A 22,782-nucleotide genomic window follows, 5' to 3' on the forward strand; every position below is an offset into this window, starting at 1 on the left:
CTTGAGGCCGGCGTTTTTGTTTTGGGACTCACATTGTCATTCCGGGGCACGCGAAGCGTGAACTATGGTGCGCACTTGCGCACCTGAGAATCTCGAGGTTCCGGGTTCGGTCCTGCGGACCGCCCCGGAACGACAATCAGAAAATCACGCCCTCGGCGCGCAGCGGACGTAGACCATGTTGCCGTAGCGGGTGGCGGCGTCCTTGTCGATGAAGCGGGTGATCAGGACACGGCCGTCGAAGGAGACGATCTCGCGGTCCTGGTCGCCAGGGGTCGGACCCGCCGGCCCGATATAGTTCTTGCCGCTAGGCGAGCCCTTCAGCCGCAGCTCCTGCGGCGTCGCCTGGTCGGCCAGATGCATGATCACGCCGCCGGAGGAGCCGGCGGTGATCACGTAAGGATTCTTGCACTGGGACCTCGCCGCGGCTTCGGTGCGGGCGCGGTCGGCCGGGTTCTGGAACGAGGCAAGACCCCAGCGGCCGACGATCTCGTCGGCGCGGATGGTCGCCGGCATTTCCGGAGCGACGCCGGGCTCCGCCTCGGGCGGCGGCGGCGACGATGAGAAGGACGGCAGGCTCATACCGCCGCCGCAGGCGCCAAGCAGCAGCGCCAAGCCAGAAGCGGCCGCCAGATTGGCAACCGTGCGCGCGCGAGCTGAACTGATCATGGCATTCCCCCGAACAAGACCATGGCCGCACCCCTCCCGCAGCCAAGCGCAAAACCGCTGCCGGAGCAATGACGTCCTTTGACACGCCGGCGCCCCGAACAAGTTTCCAATGCCACCATCCTATATCCGCCTCACCAATCGCTTAACCACCTTTGCTTGACAGGATCGCGGCCAAGCCATATTCCCGGGCGCACTATTAGCACTCGGAAAGCCCGATTGCTAAGCGCGCCGTTCGATCCTCGGGACGAGGGGGAATGGCAGCGCCGCCCCACCCACTTCCACTACTTCCGAAGCGAGCCTCCAAAGGGAAACGTCATGGCTAAATCCAAATTTCGTCCGCTGCATGACCGTGTCGTGGTCAAACGTATCGACGCCGAGGAAAAGACCAAGGGTGGCATTATCATTCCGGACACCGCCAAGGAAAAGCCGTCCCAGGGCGAGGTTGTCGCCGTCGGCCCGGGCGGCCGTGACGAGACCGGCAAGCTGATCCCGATCGACCTCAAGGTCGGCGACCGCGTGCTGTTCGGCAAGTGGTCGGGCACCGAGGTCAAGATCGACAACGAAGAGCTCCTGATCATGAAGGAGTCGGACATCATGGGCGTTCTGGCCTAAGGCCATCCGCCTGAACGGCCGCTGAATGTCATGCCCGGATCGCGGAGGTCCGGGCATCCATCATTCCGCCGCACAGCACCAAACAAGACACATTACGAAACACGAGGGATTGCAGACCATGGCTGCCAAAGACGTCAAGTTTTCCGGAGACGCGCGCGATCGCATGCTGCGCGGCGTCGACATTCTCGCCAACGCCGTCAAGGTGACGCTCGGCCCGAAGGGCCGCAACGTCGTCATCGAGAAGAGCTTCGGCGCGCCCCGCATCACCAAGGACGGCGTCACCGTCGCCAAGGAGATCGAGCTCGAGGACAAGTTCGAGAACATGGGCGCCCAGATGGTGCGTGAGGTCGCCTCCAAGACCAACGACCTCGCCGGCGACGGCACCACCACCGCGACCGTGCTGGCCCAGGCCATCGTGCGCGAAGGCGCCAAGGCGGTTGCCGCCGGCATGAACCCGATGGACCTCAAGCGCGGCATCGACACCGCGGTGGCCGCGGTCGTCAAGGACATCGAGAAGCGCGCCAAGCCCGTTGCCGCCTCCTCCGAGGTCGCCCAGGTCGGCACCATCTCGGCCAACGGCGATGCCGCCATCGGCAAGATGATCGCCCAGGCGATGCAGAAGGTCGGCAACGAGGGCGTCATCACCGTCGAGGAGAACAAGTCGCTCGACACCGAGGTCGACATCGTCGAGGGCATGAAGTTCGACCGCGGCTATCTCAGCCCCTACTTCGTCACCAACGCCGAGAAGATGACCGCCGAGCTCGAGGACGCCTACATCCTCCTGCACGAGAAGAAGCTGTCGGGCCTGCAGGCCATGCTGCCGGTGCTCGAAGCCGTGGTGCAGTCGGGCAAGCCGCTCGTCATCATCGCCGAGGACGTCGAGGGCGAGGCGCTGGCCACCCTGGTCGTCAACCGCCTGCGCGGCGGCCTCAAGGTTGCCGCCGTGAAGGCGCCGGGCTTCGGTGACCGCCGCAAGGCCATGCTCGAGGACATCGCGATCCTCACCGGCGGCCAGCTGATCTCCGAGGAGCTCGGCATCAAGCTCGAGAACGTCACGGTGAAGATGCTCGGCCGCGCCAAGAAGGTGGTGATCGACAAGGAGAACACCACGATCGTCAACGGCGCCGGCAAGAAGCCCGACATCGAGGCCCGCGTCGGCCAGATCAAGGCGCAGATCGAGGAGACCACCTCGGACTACGACCGCGAGAAGCTGCAGGAGCGCCTCGCCAAGCTCGCCGGCGGCGTCGCGGTGATCCGCGTCGGTGGCGCCACCGAGATCGAGGTCAAGGAGAAGAAGGACCGCGTCGAGGACGCGCTCAACGCCACCCGCGCCGCGGTGCAGGAAGGCATCGTCCCCGGCGGCGGCGTCGCGCTGCTGCGCGCCAAGAAGGCGGTGGGCCGTCTGTCCAACGCCAATGACGACGTCCAGGCCGGCATCAACATCGTGCTGAAGGCGCTGGAAGCCCCGATCCGCCAGATCTCCGAGAACGCCGGCGTGGAAGGCTCGATCGTGGTCGGCAAGATCCTGGAGAACAAGTCCGAGACCTTCGGCTTCGACGCCCAGAACGAGGACTATGTCGACATGGTCGAGAAGGGCATCATCGATCCCGCCAAGGTGGTGCGCACCGCGCTGCAGGACGCTTCCTCCGTGGCCGGCCTCTTGGTGACCACCGAAGCCATGGTCGCCGAGCTGCCGAAGAAGGACGCTCCGCCCGCGATGCCCGCCGGCGGCGGCATGGGCGGCTTCTGAGCCCATCCTGATCTTACAGCACCAACGAAGGCCGCCTCCGGGCGGCCTTCTTTTTGCCGACGTTGCCCCAAGCTTTTCCGATTCAACCGGCGGCCAAAACTCACTACGGTGGCGCCGATTCTGATTGTTTGGGCATGATCCGCTCGGAAAACCGCTTCACACTTTTCCGGATCATGCCCCACTGCCCGAGGATTTCGTCGATGCGCGCGCTCCTGGTTTGTTCGACTGCCCTCCTGGCGGCTCTGCTCGCCGTCTCGCCCGAAGTCGCCTCCGCCCAGATGAAATTGTCGCCCAAGGCCGCGGCGCCGGGCGGAACCGAGACGCGCTATTTCACCTCGATCGACGGGCTGATGGACGGCAATGCCGACGTGATCCTGAAGGAGACGCGGCAGGGCAAGACGGTCACCGCGGCCGTGCTCGACGTCTGTTACCCCGTCGCGAAGAATTCCGAGCGCAAGGACCGCTTCGTCGTCAATCTCCAGGTCGCCGGCCAGACGCTGACCGGCACGACGCAGAGCATCAGTGAGAAGTCGCCCGTCAGCGTCAAGCTGCAGCGCAAGCAGAGCGGAGACACGTTCGAATTCCGCGGCCAGATCAGCATCGGCCAGGCGGTGACCGAGGTCACCTCGCCCGACAATTCCGATCTCAGCGAGAAGGAGTTTCAGGACAACCAGACCTCCGATGACGGCATCACGTCGCAGCCGAAGGATTTCACCGACGTCTCGCCCGAGGCGATCGCGGTGAAGGTCAAGCTGGACGCGGCGACCGAGTTCCTGAAGAGCCTGAAGGGCCAGGCGGTCGAGGTGACGCTGGCGAGCCTCAATGTCGGCTGCGACGCGCTGCGCGCCGGCGAGCAGACCGTCAACATGTCGGTCGACCCGGAGCGAGCAGCCGCGCTGCTGGCAAAATTCAAAGCGATGCCGGGCGTCACCGCGGCAGGCTGGACCGCGGGCATGACCGAGATGGACCGCACCATCCGTTTCCCCGCCGCCGACTGGCGCGACGGCGACAAGATCAACCGCGACAAGCTCGCGGCCGCCGTTGCCGGCGTGCTGAGCAGGACGCTCGCGGCAAAGCCGGTGTCGCAAAGCTTCAACCCGGCGACCGGCAAGCTCAAGCTGGTGTTCAAGCGGCCGAACCAGGATCATCCGGCGCTCGAGCTCACCGACACGATCGAGGTCGCAGGCCTCGTCTCGCCGGACAAGCCCGGCACCACCGACAAGCTGATGCTCTGGATCGGCAGCCCCGCGACCACGACCGCCGACGAGAGCAGCGGTGCCAAGCTCAACCTCTCGGACGACGCTTCGGCCGACGAGGAAGGCGATCTGCCCGACGACAACGGCTCGGTCGAGGCGCTCGCCAGGGAGTTGAAGGGCCAGCGCTGGGACGCGGACAAGTCGGTGTGGAAGTAGGCGTAGCCATTCCGGGGCGACGCGTCAGCGTCGAACCCGGAATCTCGAGATTCCGGGTTCGCGCTTCGCGCGCCCCGGAATGACCTGACGGTCAATTCCCGTTCACGCGAAAGCGCAGCGGCTTGGGGCCGATCAGCGTCAGCACGTCGCCCTGGCGTTTCCAGGTCTCGATGCTGCCGAGCGCTGCGACCAGCTCATCGTCGGCCTGGGCCCTGGCCGGCGGACAGGACCGGTCCTGGATCTGGCCGGGGACGAAGATCACTGTGTTGCCGGCGACCGAGAACTGGCCCTTGCCGCCCTTGCACCAGAGCTCGAGCACGACCTCGCCATTGTCGCCGATCTCGATGTTCGGAATCCGCTTCGAGCCTGCTTGCGGCAACGCCTCCAGCGTCATCTCGGTGCCGAACGGAAAACCCTCCTCGGCGCGCGCGAGCGTGGACATCGCGAGCATTGCAACCACAGCGCACACCATCTGCCTGAGCGAAACCATGACACCTCTCGACCGACCTGATTTGCCGCACCTTCTATAAGACGGCGGCGTCATTGAGAAGGTTCGCCTGCGCAGGATGCAAAAATCCCCGCGGGGGCGAACCTCGCGGGGATTTGCGTCGAAGCGAGACGCCGATTGCTACTTCAGGACCATTGCCGTGAACGGCCAGACATAGGCCTGCAACGTCACGAGCACACCGACCAGACAGGCCAGCACGATCGAGTGCCAGAACACGAAGCGCAGGATGGTGCCCTCGTGGCCGTACCAGTTGGTGGCGGTGGAGGCGACCACGATCGACTGCGCGTCGATCATCTTGCCCATCACGCCGCCGGAGGAGTTCGCAGCAGCCATCAGGATCGGCGACAGGCCGAGCTGCTCGGAGGTGATCTTCTGGAGGTTGCCGAACAGGATGTTCGACGACGTATCCGATCCCGTCAGCGCCACACCCAGCCAGCCGAGCAGCGTGCCGAAGAAGGGATAGAGCACGCCGGTCGCGGCGAAGGCGAGACCGAGCGTGGCGTCGACGCCGGACAGCCGCGTCAGCGTGCCGATCGCGAGCATCGCCGAGATCGTGATCAGCGAGATCGCGCACAGGCGGATGGTGCGGCCGTACTCGGTCAGTAACCGTCCGGGACCGACGCCCATCAGGAAGCCCGAGATGATCGCCGCGATCAGCATGCCGGTGCCGGTGAACGAGAGATAGGTGAAGCCGAACACCGCGGCTTCCTTGGTCGGCGCCGGCGCCACCGGCGGCATCTTGTTGATCATCTGGTGCAGCTCGGGCACAGGATAGTTCCAGACGAAGATCGAGTTCGCCCAAGTCTTGAACGCACCATTGCCCCAGATCAGCATCACGATGCAGACGATGATCCACGGCAGCAGCGCGCTCCAGAGCTCCGCTTGCGTGAGCGGGGTTTTGTCGAGCGGCTTCGCCGGCGCCATGGTCGCCGCCGATTCATCGTGCCCGCGCAGCTCCGGCGACAACCAGAGCTGCTTCGGCTGCCACACCTTCAGGAACAGGATCAGCGCCCCCATCGAGATCAGCGACGCCCCGATGTCGACGATCCACGGATTGATGAAGTTCGAGATCACGAATTGCGGGATCGCGAACGACACACCGGTGACGAGGATCGCCGGCCAGACGTCCTTCATGCCCCTCCAGCCCGCAAACGCCCACACCACCCAGAACGGGACAATCAGCGAGAAGAACGGCAACTGCCGGCCGACCATCGCGCCGAGGATGTAGGGATCGAGCCCGGTGACCGAGGCAAGGCCCTGGATCGGCGTGCCGAGCGCGCCATAGGCGACCGGCGCGGTGTTGGCGATGAGTGAGAGGCCCGAGGCCGCGAGCGGCGAGAAGCCGAGCCCGATCAGCACCGCGCCCGTGATCGCGACCGGCGTACCGAAGCCCGAGGCGCCCTCGAAGAACGCGCCGAACGAGAACGCGATCAGCAGCAGCTGCAGCCGCCGGTCCTCGGTGACGCCGCCGATGGCGCGCTTGAGCAATTCGAAGCGCCCGGTGCTCACCGTCACCTGGTAGAGGAAGATGACGTTGAGGACGATCCAGCCGATCGGGAAGAAGCCGGTGACGATGCCCAGCACCGAAGCGCGGATCGACATGCCCGTGGGCATGCCAAACACCCGAATGGTGATCAGGTTGGTCACGATCACGGCGATGACGGCCGCGATGTGAGCCTGAACGCGGCCGCTCGCGATCAGGACCAGCAGCGTGACGACGGGCACGGCCGCCGCGATCGTCGACAGCACCGGGCTGTTCAGCGGATCATAGACTTGATTCCACATGGTCTTCCTCCCCACGCATGTTTGCGGCAGACGGCCCGCGTGGAGAGCCGAGCCTGCTTTTCGCCGGAAGCGATAACCCCCGAATTGGACGCGAATTCCTCGCGAATGCGGCGGTTCCCGTCCGCTCACAAGCTCGCGAAATCCCGGGGCACCCCGCCCCGCGCCATCGCGCCCATGCTAGGGTTGCAGGCTGCGACAATCCAACGCAATTTGCAGAACTTGCGACTTTAGTCTAAGCGCGCCCGTTTCCGCCATTGCCTCAAGTCTTTGGCTCAGGGCATTTGTGCACATCCCCTCGAGGAGACAGAGCTCTGTGAAGAACATCCGCGCCACGCTCGCGACCGTCTGGCGAATCGCCATCCCGTATTTCCGATCCGAGGACAAATGGGCCGGCCGCGGCCTGCTCGGCGCCGTCATCGCGATCGAGTTGGCCCTGGTCGGAAACGACGTGCTGCTCAACCAATGGCGCAGCCGTTTTTACAACGCGCTGCAAGACAAGAACTGGGACGGCTTCAAACGCGAGATGCTGGTGTTCTGCGTACTGGCGACCGTCAGCGTCGCGCTCGGCGTCTACCAGCTCTATCTCAACCAATGGCTCCAGATCCGCTGGCGCAACTGGATGACGAACCAATACCTCTCCAGCTGGATGCACGACGCGAACCACTATCGCATGCAACTCGCCGGTGATGCGGCCGACAACCCCGATCAGCGCATGAGCGACGACGTCAAGCTGTTCGTCAGCCAGACGCTGGGAATCGGCGTCGGGCTGCTGAGCTCGATCGTGACGCTGGCGTCTTTCGTCATCATCCTGTGGGGCTTGTCGGCGGCGGCGCCGCTCCTGCTGTCCGGCAGCGAGATCGCGATTCCCGGATATCTGGTGTGGGCTGCACTGATCTACGCCATTTTCGGCACGGCTTTCACGCAGTGGATCGGCTCCCCGCTGGTCAATCTGGATTTCCATCAGCAGCGCCTCGAGGCCGATTTCCGCTACAATCTGGTGCGCGTGCGCGAAAATTCCGAACAGATCGCCCTCCTCAAGGGCGAGAGCGCCGAGCGCGAGCGGCTGTCCGAGCGATTCAGTCGCGTGGTCGGCAATTGGTACGGCATCATGAGCCGGACCAAGCGGCTGACCGCCTTCACGCAAAGCTACTCCCAGGCCGCAGTGGTGTTTCCTTTCGCGCTCGTCACGCCTGCCTATCTCGCCGACAAGATTCAGCTCGGCGCGCTGATCCAGATCTCGGAAGCGTTCGGCAAGGTGCAGGACGCTCTATCTTTCTTCGTCTCGGTCTATCGCACCATGGCGGAGTGGCGGGCCGTGGTCGCACGTCTCGACGGGTTCGAATCGTCGATCAGAAGCGCAGAGACGCTTGCCATCGATCCGGCCTCGATCCGGATCACGCAGGCACCCGCGCGCGAGATCGAATTGCGCCAACTCCTCGTCAGTCTGCCGAACGGGGAGCCGCTGGTCGCAGCCGACGGCTTCCACCTTCGCGCCTCCGAGCGCGTGCTGGTGACCGGCCCCTCCGGTGCGGGCAAATCGACGCTATTCCGCGCCATCGCCGGCATATGGCCATTCGGAAAGGGCGCCGTGGCGGTACCCGAGAAAGCCAAGCTGATGATGCTGCCGCAGCGCCCCTATTTCCCGATCGGGCGCCTCGGCGACGCCATCATCTACCCGGCCCCAGGAGGGGCGTTCACATCCGTCCAGATCAGCGAAGCCGTGCTCGCGGTCGGGCTGCCCAACCTCGCCGGACGGCTCGACGAGGACGGTCACTGGAACCGGACGCTGTCGCTGGGCGAGCAGCAGCGCCTCGGGCTCGCCCGCGCCCTGCTGCATGCCCCCGACTATCTCTTCCTGGACGAGGCGACGGCGTCGCTGGACGAGCCGTCCGAGGCGCGGCTGTACCGGCTGCTGGCGGAGAAGCTGCCGCAGGCCACCATCGTCTCGATCGGCCACCGCTCGACGCTCGACGTCTTCCACACCCGCAAGGTGGCGATGGTGCAGGACGGCGAGATCCACGTCCTCGGCAACGCCGGCAAGCTCGCCGAGACGGAGCCGACCGCCGCGCGCTGAGGCGACACAACCAGGCCGGAGGCCATTGTGACCTCGACTGGACCTTCTTTGCAGCCATCCTTCGAGACGCCCGCCTCCGGCGGGCCCTCAGGATGAGGGCTGTCCTCGCGGCAAGATCCTAAAGCGCGATGAGTTGCGATGAATCGTCATCGCGCTTTAGGTTATTGTTTGAGCATGATCTTTTCGGAAAACCGCTGCGCACTTTTCCGGATCATGCTCTAGACCCTCTTGGTGAGGAGCGCCGCCTTCCGGCGCGTCTCGAACCATGCAGGCCGAGCGCTCCCACAGAAGTACGACGCAAAGCAAAAGGGCGGCAGGTTGCCCCGCCGCCCTCGTGAGTAGTCCCGAGAAGAAACTTACTTCAGGTTGGTCATCGCCGTCAGGTCGAACGACAGCTTGGCGATGCCGGCCGCGCCGCACCAGTTGGAGCCGACGCCCGACGGATTGATCGGCGTCACGAAGGTGCCGGTCGAGGCGCTCAGGTTGCCGCGAGCCGACCAGTCGCTGGTGAAGGCGTTACAGTCACCCTTCGACAGGTCCGTATCCGAGTAGCGCAGATCCAGCGTCATGACCTTGTAGGTGAAGCCGATGCCGATGTTCCAGGTGTTGTAGTCGGCATATTTGATGCCGTTCGGGAAGGCCGGCACGCCGTAGAAGCTATCGGAGGTGCCGAGCCACTGACGACCGAACTCACCCGACACATACATGCCGACGCCGCTCGAGCCGAACACCGTGCTGGGCGCGGTATACTTGCCGACGATCGAGGTGTAGTTGCCCCAGGCGCCCGAGTTCAGATAGCTCGGGGTGTAGTATTCGTTCAGGCCGAACGACCAGTTGTCGTTCACGGTGTAGGTGAACTTGCCGTAGACTTCGAAGAAGCTCAGGTCCTTCTTGATCACGTTGGTGTTGAGCAGGGCCTTCTCGGCGCACTCGGCGCCCTGGAAGACGCCGGCGTTGTCGATGCCGGTGCCGCCGAAGTAGCAGGTGCCGCCCGGATACAGGTAGCCCCACACGCCGATGTCGAAGGCGAACGCGCCGAAGGTCGGGCGGATACCGCCGTAGACGTCGATCTCGGCCGCAGCGCGGTTCGGGAAGGAAATGCTCTCACCGGCCACGCCGACATAGAGCTGCAGGTCCTTGGTGACGTTGTAGCGCGGCTCGAAATAGGCCGCGACCGACGGCTTGTGGTTCGACTGGGTGATACCGCGGAAGATGTAGTCGCTCATGATCGCGCCGCCGAAGGCGATATCCCAGGGATCGAAAGCAACCACCGGCGGGGCCTTCTTGGCCTTCACTGCCATGTCCGCTGCAAAAGCCGAACCCGTCGTCACCATTGCCAGCGCCGTTGCCAACAAAGCCACTTTTTTCATTTCGATCCCCATCTACCCGTTCTTACTTACCAGTCGGCACCCGGAAGCCCCCCGGGGCATGCGACCAATCTGCAAAATTGCGTTACTGCGACAATCTGGAGCGAGGGATGCGAACGGTGAAGCAAAAAGCGCGGGCATCTGCCGACTTTTTAGGCGTTTTAACGTTTCCAGGAAAGGTTGTGGGCCTGTGTGGCTTCTCGACCACATCATTTGCACGTCAGAGTGCATAAGGGGGCCGTGCAAGTACGGATGCCTTTGGCTCCGTGGTGCCGACGCAACGAATCAACCTTCCCCAAAGAATCGGCAGCACCCGCCTTTCACAGGGCGATGCAAAAAGGCCGCAGCGTCGCCGCTGCGGCCTTCCCGGTGTTCGATCATGGCCGGGGCATTGGACCCGGCCTTCAGCCTAGCCCTGCCCCTCGGCCGGCGTCGGTTCCGCAGAAGACGAAGGCATCGCCCAGCTTGTCTCGGCGACAGGCTCGGGAGCCGGAGCTGCCGCCGGCGCTGACGGCTTCGGCGCGGGAGCTGCCTTCGCCTTCTTCGGTGCCGCTTTCTTTGCAGTCTTCTTGGCGGCCTTCTTCGGTGCAGCCTTCTTGGCTGCCGCCTTCTTTGCCGTCTTCTTGGCAGCTTTCTTCGGGGCGGCCTTCTTTGCAGATTTCTTGGCAGATTTCTTCGCGGACTTCTTGGCGGCCTTCTTCTTCGTCGCCTTCTTGGCAGACTTCTTCGCCGCTACAGCCTTCTTGGCCTTTTTGGCCTTCTTGCTTTTCTTCTTCTTCGCTTTCGCCATCGTGGTCCTCCTGTTGCCGCCGAACAATGGTCGATCGGGCGCCTTCAGTCGTCACCTCGGGAGGAAAGCTCAGCTCGACGCGTTCAGTGCCGGCCGCGACCCGCCCGTAGCCCAATCGAGAAGCTCAATCGTGTGTACGACCGGAACTGACGTGCCACTGGCAATCTGCACCATGCAGCCGATATTGCCCGCGGCAATCATGTCCGGCTTGACGCTTGCGATGTTGGCGACCTTGCGATCGCGCAACCGGCCCGCAAGCTCGGGCTGGAGAATGTTGTAGGTCCCCGCCGAGCCGCAACACAAATGGCTCTCGGGTACATCTTTCACCACGAATCCATTCTTGGAAAGCAATTCTTTCGGAAGCCCCGTGATTTTCTGTCCGTGCTGCAACGAACATGCGGAGTGATAGGCGACGACGATGTTGTCGCCTCGCTCGGTCGTCGCGAGGCTGAGGCCGGCGACGTACTCGGTGATGTCCTTGGCGAGCGCGGACACCTTCGCAGCATCGGCGGCAAACGCAGCGTCCTCGCGCAGCAGATAGCCATAGTCCTTGATGACCGTGCCGCAGCCGGAGGTCGTCACCAGGATGGCATCGAGCCCCTCGCCTGCCGCCTCGGCGCTCCACGCCGTGACGTTGGCACGCGCCCGCGCCAATGCATCGTGGTCGTTGCCGAGGTGATGGGTCAGCGCGCCGCAGCACTGCTCGTCCCTGACCAGGACGACCTCGATGCCGTGACGGGTGAGCAGGCTGATGGCGGCCTGGTTGATGCGCGGCGCCAGCACCTGCTGGGCGCAGCCCTGGAGCAGCGCGACCCGGCCGCGCTTCTTGCCGAGGGCTGCGAACACGCTGCCCGGGAGCGGCCCCGGTGACGGCAGCCGGTTCGGCGCCAGCGCCAGCATCGCCTTGATGCGCTGGATCAGTCCGGGCGTCGCCGAGGGCCGCGGCGTCGGCAGGAACACGGCGAGCGGACGGGCCAGCCGCGCCAGCATCATGCTCCAGCGAAAACGCTGCGGGTCCGGCAGGACGAAGGCCAGAACCTGGCGCAGCAGGCGCTCAGTCAGCGGCCGCTGATAGCGCTGCTCGATCCTGACCCGGGCCTGGTCGACGAGATGCATGTAATTCACCCCGGAGGGACAGGTCGTCATGCAGGCCAGGCACGACAGGCAGCGGTCGACATGCTTGACCACCTCCGCCGTCGGGGTCTGGTCCTTCTCCAGCATCTCCTTGATCAGATAGATGCGGCCGCGGGGGCTATCGAGCTCGTCGCCGAGCAGCACATAGGTCGGACAGGTTGCAGTGCAGAAGCCGCAATGGACACAGGCGCGCAGGATCTTGTCGGCTTCCGCGATATCGGGGTCGGCGAGCTGCGCGAGTGAGAATTCGGTCTTCATGATGCCGCAGCGCCCCGCGTCAACCGTCCCCGGTTCAAGATCGTCTTCGGATCGAAACTGGCGCGCACCCGCTCGCTCAGGGCCGCGATGCCGGGCGCCTGCGGATGGAACACATCGACATCGCGCCTGACGTCCTCGGCCGCCCGGATCAGCGTGGCGTGCCCTCCAACCGCATTCGCGCACGCACGCACGACCGGGGCATGCGCGTCGCCCTTCGGCGGCAATGCGGCCCAGATCAATCCGCCGCCCCAATCATAGATCACGTCGCCGCCGGTCTCGCGCGCCAATCGCGTCCCGAGCGCCGCACCCGATGCCGGCGGGCAGACGATCCGCCAGACCGGCCAGGCCCCCAGCGCGCCGCCGGCCGCAAACGGCAGGACGTCGCGCAGCGTGGCCCATAGCGCGGACGACGCCGCGTCCTCGATCAGAGTTGCGGTTCCGAAGGGCGCCAGCAGTTCACGCAGCGAGCCGGCGCGGTGGGCGGCGGAGGCGGTGATGCCCTCGAGCCGCAGTGCGGTCAGCGCCTCGCCCTCGCCTGCAATGTCGCCAAGCCCGTCGGTCCTGGCCCGAAACGCCGATTTCGGCAGGTGCGCGGCACCGGAGACGTCAAAGGGCGAGCCCAGCGCCGCGGTCATCGCCTTGTTGGCGGCGGCATCATCTAACCCGCGCAGCAGCAGCGTCCGCTCGGCCTCGGGCTTCGGCATCACCTTGAGCGTGACCTCGGTCATCACCGACAGCGTGCCCCAGGACCCCGCGAGCAGCTTGCAGAGGTCGTAGCCGGTGACGTTCTTCACCACCTTGCCGCCGGTCTTGAAGCTGTCGCCGAAACCGGAAACGGCATGCGCGCCGAGCAGGTGATCGCGCGCCCCGCCCGCCCGGATGCGCCGCGGCCCGGCGAGCCCGGCCGCAATCATGCCGCCGATGGTGCCTGATACCGGCGTGCCGAGCAGCGGAGCGGTGTTCATCGGCTCGAAGGCGAATTGCTGGTTCTTGGCATCGATCAGCGACAGCACGTCGGCCAGCGGCGCGCCGGCCTGGAGCGTCACGATCAATTCGTTGGGCTCGTAGGAGGTGACGGCATTCAGCGCGGAGACGTCGAGCACGGCGTTGGTCGCCATGGCGTGGCCGATGCTGCGCTTGGAGCCATGGCCGATGATCTCGAGCGGCTGCTCGTTGGCAATCGCCGCGCGCACCACCTCTTCGACGTCTTTGGCGTCTCTGACCCTGAGCGTATCCACGGGAAAAGGCGGTAGCGAAATTCGCCGCCAAAATCAAATGCGGCGTGACGCCAGCGGCCACCGCCGTGCGATTGGAATCCTGCCGGACGCCAACATCGACGCTTCGATCATCATCGATACGTTCACGACATCGACACTTCGATCATCGGCGAACCAAAGCCGGCGGGCCATCGCTACGAATCTGCGCCGATCGCAGTCGCGATCAACCGATGGAGGCAGACATGAAGCGATCGACAGATGAGCGGCTGGTGCCGCGCGCCAACGAAGCGTTCAGCCGCAGGTCGGTCGTCCGCGCCTTCGGTGCCGTGCTGGCGATCTACCTCTCGCCATGGACGGCGGCGTCATCTCAAGCCCAGCAGCAAGGAGGAAGGACCATGAACCACTATGCCACGCAGAAATCTCTCAGCGACGCCGTCGACGGCGGCGGCCTGCTGGTCGTCGCGCAATGGGAGGCGAAGCCCGGCGAGGCCGACACGGTCGCAGGGATCCTCGACCGTTTCCTGCCGGAGGCGCAGCGCGAGGACGGCGTCAAGCTGTTCCTGATCTCGCGGGCGAAGGACAATCCGGCCCAATTCCTGTTCTACGAGCTGTTCCGCGACGAGGCCGCCTTCAAGGCGCACCAGGAGAGCGCGCATTTCAAGAGCTACATCGCCGGCCAGGCGCTGCCGCTATTGGCGAAGCGCGAGCGGGCGCAATACGGGCTGCTGTGAGGCTCGCGGAGAAGGGCCCGCACCGCGGGCCCTTCCTTTCACGAGCGCCTAGAACCGCGGAATGTCCGGAAACGCCAGCTTGCCCGCGTGCACATGCATGCGGCCGAGCTCGGCGCAGCGGTGCAGCGTCGGGAACACTTTTCCGGGATTGAGCAGGCCCTGCGCGTCGAAGGCGCATTTCAGGCGCTGCTGCTGATTGAGGTCGATCTCGGTGAACATGTCGCCCATGAGATCGCGTTTCTCGATGCCGACGCCGTGCTCGCCGGTCAGCACGCCGCCGAACTCGACGCAGGCGCGCAGGATGTCGGCGCCGAACGCCTCGGCGCGCTCGATCTCGCCGGGCTTGTTGGCATCGTAGAGGATCAGCGGGTGCAGATTGCCGTCGCCGGCGTGGAACACGTTGGCGCAGCCGAGCTGGTATTTTTCGCCGAGCTCGCGGATACGCGCCAGCGCCTTCGGCAGCGCGCCGCGCGGGATGGTGCCGTCCATGCAGAGATAGTCGGGCGAGATGCGGCCGACGGCCGGGAATGCAGCCTTGCGGCCGGCCCAGAACAGGTTGCGCTCGGCTTCCGAGGTCGAGATCTGGCAGGTGGTCGAGCCGCAGGCATTGGCGATGGTCTCGACGCGCGTGATCAGCTCGTCGACTTCGATCTTCGGACCGTCGAGCTCGATGATCAGCAGCGCTTCGACATCGAGCGGATAGCCGGCATGGACGAAAGCTTCGGCGGCGTGGATCGCGGGCCTGTCCATCATTTCCATGCCGCCGGGAATGATGCCGGCGCCGATGATGCGCGCCACGCATTCGCCGGCGGCCTCGACCTGCGCAAAGCCGACCATCAGCGCGCGCGCCGTTTCCGGCTTTTGCAGGATGCGCACCGTGATCTCGGTGATGACGCCGAGCAGGCCTTCGGAGCCGGTGATGACGCCCATCAGATCGTAGCCGGCGTTCTCGCACCCCTTGCCGCCGATGCGCAGGATCTCACCGCTCATCAGGACAATCTCGCAACCGAGCACGTTGTTGGTGGTCATGCCGTATTTCAGGCAGTGCACGCCGCCGGAATTCTCCGCGACATTGCCGCCGATCGAGCAGGCGATCTGCGAGGACGGATCGGGTGCGTAATAGAAGCCGGCATGCGCGACCGCCTGGCTGATGGCGAGATTGGTGACGCCAGGCTCGGTGACGACGACGCGGTTGTCGAAATCGATCTCGCGGATGCGCTTGAACTTGCCGAGGCCGAGCAGCACGCCGTCTTCAAGCGGCAGCGCGCCGCCTGATAGCGACGTGCCGGAGCCGCGCGGCACCACCTTGATACCGTGCTCGGCACAATATTTCAGGACGAGCGAGACCTGCTCGGTCGTGTCGGGCAGCACCACGACCATCGGCGGCTGCCGATAGGCGGTCAGCCCGTCGGATTCATAGGCCCGCATCTCGGCGGCACTGTCGATCACGCCCTCGCCTGGCACGATCGCGCGCAAGGCGGCGACGATCTCGCTGCGGCGCGCCAGCACTTTCTGGTCGCTCGCGGGCATCATGATGGCCATATTACGAAGCCTTCGTCCGATGGAGGAAATTGTCCCGCCAAATCAATCATGTCTTGCCCTCTTTGGGTAGGGTCCTCCGAAGGTCGCATTGCTTTGTTGCAGCGCAAGTTCTCTCTGGGGCAAGTCGGCTATCAGGAAACCTGTCAAAGTTTCGCGGCTTGTCCACCTGCATCGGACCTGCCAAAACCACGACCCTCCATCTGACCCGGGAAGAGACGAAGAGCACCCTTATGACAAAACTGACTTTCGGCGCGCTGGTTGCCCTCGCCATGACGGCCGCAGCGTCCACTGCCATATCTTCCAAAGCGATGGCGCAGGACGCCGCTGCAGGCAAGACGTCGTTCAACAAGTGCCTGGCGTGCCACGCCATCGGCGAAGGCGCCAAGAACAAGGTCGGCCCCGAGCTCAACGGCCTCAACGGCCGCAAATCGGGAACTGCGCCGGACTACAGCTATTCGGATGCGAACAAGAATTCCGGCATCACCTGGGACGAAGCGACCTTCAAGGAATACATCAAGGACCCCAAGGCCAAGATCCCCGGCACCAAGATGGCATTCGCGGGCATCAAGAACGAGACCGAGATCAACAATCTCTGGACCTTCATCGCGCAGTACGACAAGGACGGGAAGATCAAGCAGTAAGCGCGCGAACGGCGACCGCCGGAGCTTCGGTTCTGATCGAATCAGAACCGAAGCTCCGGCTTTTTGTTTTGGCAGGTTTCTTCACGCGAACCGGTATCCCCTTCGCTCGAAAACGCTTTAATCGGCGACGGCCTGCGCCGGGACGATGTTTCCGATCATCGTCTCGATCTCCGCCTTCACCAAATCCGGCACGGCGTTCTGCACCATGTGGCCGAGATCAGGCAGCACGATCAGCTTCGCGTTCGGCACCAATGCTGCGAAGGGGCGCGCGTGGATCTCGGTTTTCACAGTCTTGTCGGGCTCGCCCGCGATGATCGTGACCGGCGCCTTGATCTCGCCATAGCGCGCGACTTGCGCGGCGACCGACTCCTTCAGCGTCACCAGATCATAGGCATTGGCGACGAATTCGCGCGGGCGCAGCAATAGCGGCGTCGCGGAATCCTGCACGAAACCATCCGGCATAACTTGCGGCAAGAACACGTTGCGCGCGCCGGACTCAGTGACGAAATAGCCGAGCGGCAGCGTGATGGTGTAGGCGAGCAGCGGGCCGATCACCGGCGTTGCGATGATCTCGTTGTAGCGCCCGACGCCGCCGCGCCAGGGATGCGTGACGGGTGCCAGCATCACGAGGCCGGCGACGCGGGCCGGATGATCGAGTGCGATCCGCGCGCCGAGCGCGCCGCTCCAGGAATGCACGACGAAGACCGCGCGCTCGATTCCGAGCTTTTGAAGCGCCTCGTCGATCATCCGCGCCTGAACCTGCGGCGTCGAATCCTGCCGCCGCGCGCGCGTGCTCCAGCCGTGGCCGGGACGGTCGACCAGGATGACGCGATGGTTTTTCGCGAGCAGATCGCCGAGCGGACGCCGCATCACTTCGAGATTGGAGCTCGCGCCATGCAGCATCACGATCGGCAGGCCAGCCTCGTGCGGGCCGATGTCGACGACGTGAAGCACTGCGCCGTCGACCTCGATCATGCGGCCCTGCGGCGGAAAGGCGCGCTGCACGGCGACGACACCGGCTTGCGTGACCAGCGCCAGCAGGACCAGCGCCGTCACGACTGACATCACGATCATGGAGAGAATCCGGGCGATCCAGGGCACTTCACAATTACGAGCGTGGCACGTGGCAGTTTCGCCCCGGGCCCTTCGGCACTTCCACAGAAATTAAGGGGCTGTGGATATGTCCACAATTGCCAAACATAAAAAAACAAATGGAATCAATGTTGTTGCCCTGCGACACGCGAGCTTCGGACCAGCTTCATGCGACCGTCATCGCGGCTTCCATATAATCGCCACGGTCGGTTCCGCCATTTAGGCGCGGGTGGGCGCCGATCCTCCTCGCAGCCAGGGAGCTGCGGGAAAGACCGGCAGGATTTTGTCCTGGTTTGAACCGGAGGATTTTCGATGAGCTTCAGATCGAACGATACTGCGATCGACGAGATCGTGGCGAGCTGCAACGGCGACCTGCGCGGTGCCGTGCGGGCGCTGCTCCTGATCAACGAGCATCTCGAGGCGGAGCTTGCCAAGGCCTACGCCGCGGCGGCCGATCGCGGCCTCGCCGAGCGCGGCGGCAGCGTCCTGCATTAGCCCTGGTTCGTACCGTCCTCGGCCTTTTCCTCGTCGGGGGCGAGCGCCGGACAGGCGCGAATCGTAGAGCGGGCAAGCTTGGCATCGGCCCTGGACTTGTAGGGACCGTCGCCGAACCAGATATCGCCGATGATGACCGGATTGCTGGTCACGATGTCGCATCTGCCGGTGGCGCGATTGCCGACCACCCAGAACAGTCCGTCGGCGAGACTCATCGTTCCCGACGCGAGCAGCAAGCTACCCGCAAAGATCAAACGCTTCATGGCTTTGCTCCTGCGATGCAGGTAAGCCTATGGCCGTGCCGGCAATAGACCTCAAAACGCCGCGCATGCGATCTTGGTTAATCCAAAGACGCCGCGTTCCCTCAAGAAATGATCGAGTTCTCGGCTAGATGTCGCGACCTTCGACCTTCTCGGTCAGCGCCTTGACCTGATCGGGGATCTTCTCGAGGTGCGGATTGACGGCGAGCGCCTTGCGGTAGGCCTCGAGCGCACGCTTCTCGTCGCCGACCTCCTGCATGATCATACCGAGCCCTGCGAGCGCGCCGAAATGGCGGGGCTCCCGGATCAGCACCTCGCGGATGTCGGCGAGCGAGCGGCCGTAATCGTTCTGCATGTAATGGAGCGTGGCGCGGCGGTTCCAGGCCTCGATGTAATCGGGCCTGAGCTTGATCACCGAATCCAGCAGCTTGATCGCGATCTCGATCTTCTGCGCATCGACCGCGGTCTTGGCCCGCGACATCAAGAGCGCCGCGGTGTCGCTCGGGGTCTGCAGCCAGATCGCCCAGATCCGCGCCTCGACATGCTTGGCGCTGGCCTCATCAGGCGCCGCCTTCAGCGCGCCGAACAGGAAATCGAGATTCTTGCTGCGGTCGACCTTGGGCAGCTTGGGCGGCGCCTCCGGCAGCTTCTTCTGCTTGCCGGGCGGGGGCGGCGGCTCAATCTGCTGCGCCAGCGCCGGAGCGAGGCCGGTGGCGCTCAGGACAAGAGCCAGGCACAGCGTGCGCACGAAAGGGAATCTCACTGCCATGGTGAAAGTCTAAACGCGCAAAGCCGCCCTTGCAAAGCAAAGGCGGCGTCAAACTCGTGTGAGACCGTGGTCTTGCGGGGCGCGCGAAGGCGACCGCGAGGGCAGTATCAGCCCTGGCGAGCCTTGAAGCGGCGCTGCACCTTGTTGATCACATAGACCCGGCCCTTGCGGCGGACCAGGCGGTTGGCGCGATGGCGACCGCGCAGCGATTTCAGCGAGTTACGGACCTTCATGGCAGAATCCTGAACGTTCGAAAGGCCGTTTTCGGCACTACCGTTTCGGCACGCGCGAATGTGGCAAAATGAGATCTTTCCCGCTGGCAGACCGACCGCCCGGGACGGGGCGGTTCTTAAGGCATGGCGGGAGGTCATGTCAATGTTAACTGCCCGGTTCCGAACCGGCAATTTCGCGAAAACAACCCCATGCACAGTAGAAGGGGCCGGATCGGCCGGATCCCCTCCTCAGAGGCCAGGCACAGCAACGACTTTTGCAGGCAGCGGTTTTGCCTCCAGCGACGCCTTGCCAAATTCGTTATATCATATAATCAATTTGGCAACCCTCGGGAGGAAACCAATGCCGAAGCTGAAGCTGCCCAATATCGACGATGTCGTCGCCATCGACATCCACACCCATGCCGAGGAGCCCTGCGGCTGTCACGCCGATGACGGCTATGACGACTTCCAGGCGCAGATGGCGGAATACTTCAAGTCGCCGAACAAGCATCCGCCGACGGTGCCGGAGACCGCGGCCTACTACCGCTCCAAGAACATCGCCGCCGTGATCTTCCCGGTCGATGCCGAGCGCGAGACCGGCTTCCGCCGCTACAACAATTACGAGATGCTGGAGGTCGCCTCCGATCATCTCGACGTCCTCATCCCTTTCGTCTCGATCGACCCGCACAAGGGCAAGCTCGGGGCACGCGAAGCGCGCAAGCTGATCGAGGAATACGGCGTGCGCGGCTTCAAATTCCACCCGACCATGCAAGGCTTCTACGCCAACGACCGCATGGCCTATCCGCTCTACGAAGAGATCAACAATGGCGGCGCGATCGCGCTGTTCCACACCGGCCAGACCGGCGTCGGCTCGGGCATGCCCGGCGGCATGGGGATGCGGCTGAAATATTCCAACCCGATGTACATGGACGACGTCGCGGCCGATTTCCCCGACCTCAAGATCATCCTCGCCCACCCCTCCTTCCCCTGGCAGGAAGAGGCGCTGTCGGTCGCGACCCACAAGCCCAACGTCTACATCGATCTCTCGGGCTGGTCGCCGAAGTATTTCCCGCCGATCCTGGTGCGCTACATCAACTCGATTTTGCAGGACAAGATGCTGTTCGGCTCGGACTGGCCGGTGATCACGCCGGACCGCTGGCTGTCGGACTTCGCCAAGATCGACATCCGCGACGAGATCCGGCCGAAGGTGCTCAAGGCCAACGCGCGCAAGCTGCTGGGGATCTAGGCGCGTTCGCGTAAATCGACGGAGTCGCTTGCTCGCTTGCAGCGGCTCCGCAGCGGACGCAACACCAAGTCCGTGCAGGGTCGAGCAGGCCACTTACGACGAGAAAGCGGCAGGATAGGCGCGATGTCCGCAGCAGGAGACCAAGCCGATAGACGGGCCCTTACCGCACGTTTCCTTGGTACCTAAGCCCGATAGAGGGACCGCCCACAGCAAGATCCCGCGGCGGCTGATTGCCGAGATTCTGCAATGTCGGGGCCTGGTTTGGCGGTCTTTGCAGATTGGGGTAAACGAGGACGCCGTTTCTAATGACGGGCGCCGGTACATTCTGTCCTACAGTCTGCGCACGAGCATCGGCTGCAATCAGAACGGCGCCGAGCGCAAAGGCTGCACTTGCAAGAGAAATCGCTCTGCCAAACGTCATGGGCTATCCTCAAAATAATCGACTTTAGGTAGAGCACGCCTGTTAGAGGTTATCAAGGCCGCCGCTTCGCCCAAACGCGACATTTACTGAACTTTAGCCCGTTGCCATGCACAACCAAAGCTTGTTGGGGCGCCAGCAAGCTCGACCAGATTTGCGGCGTGGTATTGGTAAGGCAATGGCTCTACTGCTTGCGAGACGGCTGGCTGCGCTCTGCATTTTTGTGAGCGCTCTAACAGGCTGTGGCAGCCTGAGCGAAACAATCAGATACCGACTAACGGTTAATGTAGACGTTGATGGCAGGCTCGTCGTTGGTTCTGGCGTCATCCAAGTCAAGCAGTCTGACATGAGACCCATCTTTGGGTCTATGGGCGGCGCTGGAAATGAGATCAGCGGCGAAGCTGTGATGGTTGACCTCGGCTCTCGCGGCACTGTCTTCGCGCTTCTGCGAGGACCGAAGACTGGATTTGGAGATCTAGGTGGCCCTGCTTGGATGCTGTTTCATGTTTTTGCCGACCTGCTCAAGGGCGAGATCGATCCTCTTCCAAAAGTGCGGCTGTTGATAGAGCGACGCCCTTATCGCGTGTTGCAGCTCGATGACATTCCAATGTTGGTTCACTTCAGCGACCCCAATGATCCGAAGTCGGTGGTGCAGGTTGATCCAGCAAATCTCCAAGCAACGTTTGGAGCCGAAGTCGTGCTCCGCGATGTGACCATCGAGGTGACAGAAGACCCAATTAGTCGCGCGGTCGAAACAAAGCTGCCGTGGCTGAAGACCATTCAGGGTCAGCTCGATGGCAGTCATCTCTACACTGGTGGATCGTTCGCGAATGAGCTGAATGCATACGACTTCTATCGAGGAAGCAAATAGAGACTGAACAGGCGAATTTGACGCGAGCGGAGTCCGCTTCGGGTCACAAGCCGCCGATCATTCTTGCAGTGGCAGACTTCCGCTTTGCTCTGGTAAGCTGACGATGATGCGCACTCCCCAATCGGAGTTCTTGCGAACCACAACGGCCCGGAAGGACAACCAATGAGCATCAAAGCCGTCGTCTTCGACGCCTACGGAACGCTCTACGACATCCAGTCTGTCGCTGACGTCACCGAGGATGCGTTTCCGGGCTATGGCGAGATCATCACGCAGGTCTGGCGCATCAAGCAGCTCGAATACACCTGGCTGCGCTCGCTGATGCAGCGCTACCAGGATTTTGCCGTTGTCACGCGCGACTCGCTCGCCTATACGCTGCGCATGCTCGGCCTCGCCCATGACGGCGAGGCCTTCGAGCGCGTGATCGACAAGTATCTGCATCTCGATCTCTATCCGGATGCAACAAGCGCGCTTGCAGCCTTGAGGCCGCGAAAGCTCGCCATCCTCTCCAACGGCAGTCCGGACATGCTGAACGCGCTGGTGCGCAACTCTGGGCTCGACCGCCTGCTCGATGCCACCATCAGCGTCGATGCGAACAAGATCTTCAAGCCGAGCCCGCAGGCCTATCAGCTGATCGGCGAGGTACTCGGCACCGCGCCGGACGAGGTTCTGTTCGTCTCCTCCAACCCCTGGGACGTCGCCGGCGCGAAGTCCTTCGGCCTCGACGTCGCCTGGATCGAACGGGTGACGCCGGAAGCGATGGCGCTGGCTTGCGTCGAGAACGAACTCGTGGCACCGCTGACGATGTTCAAGGCGATCCGCACCCAGATGGACGAGCTTGGCTTTGCGCCGGACCACCGTGTCCGCTCGCTCTCCGAGCTGCCAAATATCATCTAGGGATCACCCAGGTATCGCCGCCCGCCCGTGAGACTGGA

The 22,782-nt window shown here is 63.7% G+C and carries 22 protein-coding genes; 10 read left to right on the forward strand and 12 right to left on the reverse strand.

The genetic code is table 11. The annotated features are described in order from the left end of the window. Positions 1-144: 144 nt before the first annotated feature. Entirely contained in the window at positions 145-666 is a 522-nt protein-coding gene (locus JQ603_RS20020; RefSeq protein ID WP_212341925.1) for a hypothetical protein, read from the reverse strand. Positions 667-981: 315 nt separating this feature from the next. Here JQ603_RS20020 and JQ603_RS20025 point away from each other — a divergent pair, with 315 nt between their 5' ends. The 3 genes from JQ603_RS20025 (at position 982) to JQ603_RS20035 (ending at position 4,440) form a co-directional block, all read left to right on the forward strand. Then, complete coding sequence (locus tag JQ603_RS20025; RefSeq protein ID WP_025033779.1) at positions 982-1,278, forward strand: co-chaperone GroES; 297 nt, start codon at positions 982-984, stop codon at positions 1,276-1,278. Positions 1,279-1,396: 118 nt separating this feature from the next. Next, entirely contained in the window at positions 1,397-3,028 is a 1,632-nt protein-coding gene (groL, locus tag JQ603_RS20030) for a chaperonin GroEL (RefSeq protein WP_212341926.1), read from the forward strand. Positions 3,029-3,228: 200 nt separating this feature from the next. Then, the gene (locus JQ603_RS20035; RefSeq protein WP_212341927.1) at positions 3,229-4,440 is read left to right on the forward strand and encodes a hypothetical protein; all 1,212 of its coding nucleotides are present in this window, start codon (positions 3,229-3,231) and stop codon (positions 4,438-4,440) included. A 91-nt stretch (positions 4,441-4,531) separates the two neighbouring features. On the opposite strand, the gene JQ603_RS20040 is transcribed toward JQ603_RS20035, so the two are convergent. Beyond that, positions 4,532-4,930 (reverse strand): META domain-containing protein, encoded by a 399-nt coding sequence (locus JQ603_RS20040; protein WP_212341928.1) that lies wholly within the window; start codon positions 4,928-4,930, stop codon positions 4,532-4,534. Positions 4,931-5,068: 138 nt separating this feature from the next. Continuing rightward, the gene (locus tag JQ603_RS20045) at positions 5,069-6,733 is read right to left on the reverse strand and encodes an L-lactate permease (protein WP_212341929.1); all 1,665 of its coding nucleotides are present in this window, start codon (positions 6,731-6,733) and stop codon (positions 5,069-5,071) included. Positions 6,734-7,046: 313 nt separating this feature from the next. Here JQ603_RS20045 and JQ603_RS20050 point away from each other — a divergent pair, with 313 nt between their 5' ends. Next, the gene (locus tag JQ603_RS20050; protein WP_212341930.1) at positions 7,047-8,807 is read left to right on the forward strand and encodes an ABC transporter ATP-binding protein/permease; all 1,761 of its coding nucleotides are present in this window, start codon (positions 7,047-7,049) and stop codon (positions 8,805-8,807) included. Positions 8,808-9,163: 356 nt separating this feature from the next. Here the strand turns inward: JQ603_RS20050 and JQ603_RS20055 are convergent, their stop codons facing one another. The 4 genes from JQ603_RS20055 to JQ603_RS20070 form a co-directional block, all read right to left on the reverse strand. Beyond that, positions 9,164-10,177, reverse strand: a complete 1,014-nt coding sequence (locus tag JQ603_RS20055; RefSeq protein WP_212341932.1) for a TorF family putative porin — start codon at positions 10,175-10,177, stop codon at positions 9,164-9,166. Positions 10,178-10,583: 406 nt separating this feature from the next. After that, positions 10,584-10,964, reverse strand: a complete 381-nt coding sequence (locus JQ603_RS20060; protein ID WP_212341934.1) for a histone — start codon at positions 10,962-10,964, stop codon at positions 10,584-10,586. Between the two features lie 69 nt (positions 10,965-11,033). Beyond that, entirely contained in the window at positions 11,034-12,356 is a 1,323-nt protein-coding gene (gene glcF / locus JQ603_RS20065; RefSeq protein ID WP_212341936.1) for a glycolate oxidase subunit GlcF, read from the reverse strand. Then, positions 12,353-13,594: an FAD-binding protein gene (locus tag JQ603_RS20070; protein ID WP_212341938.1), complete on the reverse strand. Its 1,242-nt coding sequence runs from the start codon at positions 13,592-13,594 to the stop codon at positions 12,353-12,355. Before JQ603_RS20070 ends, glcF begins: the two co-directional genes overlap by 4 nt. Before the next feature lie 221 nt (positions 13,595-13,815). On the opposite strand from JQ603_RS20070, the gene JQ603_RS20075 reads away from it, so the two are divergent. Then, positions 13,816-14,304, forward strand: coding sequence for a putative quinol monooxygenase (locus JQ603_RS20075; RefSeq protein ID WP_245003734.1), 489 nt, complete (start codon positions 13,816-13,818; stop codon positions 14,302-14,304). Between the two features lie 48 nt (positions 14,305-14,352). Here JQ603_RS20075 and JQ603_RS20080 read toward each other — a convergent pair whose 3' ends face one another. After that, entirely contained in the window at positions 14,353-15,846 is a 1,494-nt protein-coding gene (locus tag JQ603_RS20080; protein WP_212341940.1) for an FAD-linked oxidase C-terminal domain-containing protein, read from the reverse strand. 230 nt (positions 15,847-16,076) lie between these two features. Here JQ603_RS20080 and cycA point away from each other — a divergent pair, with 230 nt between their 5' ends. Continuing rightward, positions 16,077-16,487 carry a cytochrome c-550 CycA gene (gene cycA, locus JQ603_RS20085; RefSeq protein ID WP_212341942.1) on the forward strand — a complete coding sequence of 137 codons (411 nt, stop codon included), beginning with the start codon at positions 16,077-16,079 and terminating at the stop codon, positions 16,485-16,487. 117 nt (positions 16,488-16,604) lie between these two features. On the opposite strand, the gene JQ603_RS20090 is transcribed toward cycA, so the two are convergent. After that, positions 16,605-17,561 (reverse strand): alpha/beta fold hydrolase, encoded by a 957-nt coding sequence (locus JQ603_RS20090; RefSeq protein ID WP_212341944.1) that lies wholly within the window; start codon positions 17,559-17,561, stop codon positions 16,605-16,607. A gap of 330 nt (positions 17,562-17,891) precedes the next feature. Here JQ603_RS20090 and JQ603_RS20095 point away from each other — a divergent pair, with 330 nt between their 5' ends. Beyond that, entirely contained in the window at positions 17,892-18,074 is a 183-nt protein-coding gene (locus JQ603_RS20095) for a hypothetical protein (protein WP_018648440.1), read from the forward strand. Here JQ603_RS20095 and JQ603_RS20100 read toward each other — a convergent pair. The 3 genes from JQ603_RS20100 to ykgO all read right to left on the reverse strand — a co-directional run bounded on the left by JQ603_RS20100 (position 18,071) and on the right by ykgO (position 19,336). After that, positions 18,071-18,337, reverse strand: coding sequence for a hypothetical protein (locus tag JQ603_RS20100; protein WP_212341946.1), 267 nt, complete (start codon positions 18,335-18,337; stop codon positions 18,071-18,073). The two genes, JQ603_RS20095 and JQ603_RS20100, sit on opposite strands and share 4 nt — an antisense overlap. A 124-nt stretch (positions 18,338-18,461) precedes the next feature. Beyond that, positions 18,462-19,103 carry a tetratricopeptide repeat protein gene (locus JQ603_RS20105; protein ID WP_212341948.1) on the reverse strand — a complete coding sequence of 214 codons (642 nt, stop codon included), beginning with the start codon at positions 19,101-19,103 and terminating at the stop codon, positions 18,462-18,464. Positions 19,104-19,210: 107 nt separating this feature from the next. Further along, positions 19,211-19,336 carry a type B 50S ribosomal protein L36 gene (ykgO, locus tag JQ603_RS20110; protein ID WP_006611362.1) on the reverse strand — a complete coding sequence of 42 codons (126 nt, stop codon included), beginning with the start codon at positions 19,334-19,336 and terminating at the stop codon, positions 19,211-19,213. Between the two features lie 340 nt (positions 19,337-19,676). Between ykgO and JQ603_RS20115 the strand changes: the two genes are divergently transcribed. The 3 genes from JQ603_RS20115 (at position 19,677) to JQ603_RS20125 (ending at position 22,744) form a co-directional block, all read left to right on the forward strand. Next, a complete protein-coding gene (locus JQ603_RS20115) occupies positions 19,677-20,561 on the forward strand; it encodes a 4-hydroxyphenyl-beta-ketoacyl-CoA hydrolase (protein WP_011090280.1) in 885 nt (294 codons plus the stop codon). A gap of 764 nt (positions 20,562-21,325) precedes the next feature. After that, positions 21,326-21,850, forward strand: coding sequence for a hypothetical protein (locus JQ603_RS20120; RefSeq protein WP_212341950.1), 525 nt, complete (start codon positions 21,326-21,328; stop codon positions 21,848-21,850). 162 nt (positions 21,851-22,012) lie between these two features. Next, positions 22,013-22,744: a haloacid dehalogenase type II gene (locus JQ603_RS20125; RefSeq protein ID WP_212341952.1), complete on the forward strand. Its 732-nt coding sequence runs from the start codon at positions 22,013-22,015 to the stop codon at positions 22,742-22,744. Positions 22,745-22,782 lie beyond the last annotated feature (38 nt).

Source organism: Bradyrhizobium liaoningense (genome assembly GCF_018130825.1).
In the GTDB taxonomy this organism is placed as follows: Bacteria; Pseudomonadota; Alphaproteobacteria; order Rhizobiales; family Xanthobacteraceae; genus Bradyrhizobium; species Bradyrhizobium liaoningense_B.

Bases quoted from the DNA above. Each gene is read 5' to 3' on its own strand.
- JQ603_RS20020 (WP_212341925.1), bottom strand. From the start codon at position 666: ATGATCAGTTCAGCTCGCGCGCGCACGGTTGCCAATCTGGCGGCCGCT.
- JQ603_RS20025 (WP_025033779.1), top strand. From the start codon at position 982: ATGGCTAAATCCAAATTTCGTCCGCTGCATGACCGTGTCGTGGTCAAA.
- groL (WP_212341926.1), top strand. From the start codon at position 1,397: ATGGCTGCCAAAGACGTCAAGTTTTCCGGAGACGCGCGCGATCGCATG.
- JQ603_RS20035 (WP_212341927.1), top strand. From the start codon at position 3,229: ATGCGCGCGCTCCTGGTTTGTTCGACTGCCCTCCTGGCGGCTCTGCTC.
- JQ603_RS20040 (WP_212341928.1), bottom strand. From the start codon at position 4,930: ATGGTTTCGCTCAGGCAGATGGTGTGCGCTGTGGTTGCAATGCTCGCG.
- JQ603_RS20045 (WP_212341929.1), bottom strand. From the start codon at position 6,733: ATGTGGAATCAAGTCTATGATCCGCTGAACAGCCCGGTGCTGTCGACG.
- JQ603_RS20055 (WP_212341932.1), bottom strand. From the start codon at position 10,177: ATGAAAAAAGTGGCTTTGTTGGCAACGGCGCTGGCAATGGTGACGACG.
- JQ603_RS20060 (WP_212341934.1), bottom strand. From the start codon at position 10,964: ATGGCGAAAGCGAAGAAGAAGAAAAGCAAGAAGGCCAAAAAGGCCAAG.
- glcF (WP_212341936.1), bottom strand. From the start codon at position 12,356: ATGAAGACCGAATTCTCACTCGCGCAGCTCGCCGACCCCGATATCGCG.
- JQ603_RS20075 (WP_245003734.1), top strand. From the start codon at position 13,816: ATGAAGCGATCGACAGATGAGCGGCTGGTGCCGCGCGCCAACGAAGCG.
- JQ603_RS20080 (WP_212341940.1), bottom strand. From the start codon at position 15,846: ATGGCCATCATGATGCCCGCGAGCGACCAGAAAGTGCTGGCGCGCCGC.
- cycA (WP_212341942.1), top strand. From the start codon at position 16,077: ATGACAAAACTGACTTTCGGCGCGCTGGTTGCCCTCGCCATGACGGCC.
- JQ603_RS20090 (WP_212341944.1), bottom strand. From the start codon at position 17,561: ATGATCGTGATGTCAGTCGTGACGGCGCTGGTCCTGCTGGCGCTGGTC.
- JQ603_RS20095 (WP_018648440.1), top strand. From the start codon at position 17,892: ATGAGCTTCAGATCGAACGATACTGCGATCGACGAGATCGTGGCGAGC.
- JQ603_RS20100 (WP_212341946.1), bottom strand. From the start codon at position 18,337: ATGAAGCGTTTGATCTTTGCGGGTAGCTTGCTGCTCGCGTCGGGAACG.
- JQ603_RS20105 (WP_212341948.1), bottom strand. From the start codon at position 19,103: ATGGCAGTGAGATTCCCTTTCGTGCGCACGCTGTGCCTGGCTCTTGTC.
- ykgO (WP_006611362.1), bottom strand. From the start codon at position 19,336: ATGAAGGTCCGTAACTCGCTGAAATCGCTGCGCGGTCGCCATCGCGCC.
- JQ603_RS20115 (WP_011090280.1), top strand. From the start codon at position 19,677: ATGCCGAAGCTGAAGCTGCCCAATATCGACGATGTCGTCGCCATCGAC.
- JQ603_RS20120 (WP_212341950.1), top strand. From the start codon at position 21,326: ATGAGACCCATCTTTGGGTCTATGGGCGGCGCTGGAAATGAGATCAGC.
- JQ603_RS20125 (WP_212341952.1), top strand. From the start codon at position 22,013: ATGAGCATCAAAGCCGTCGTCTTCGACGCCTACGGAACGCTCTACGAC.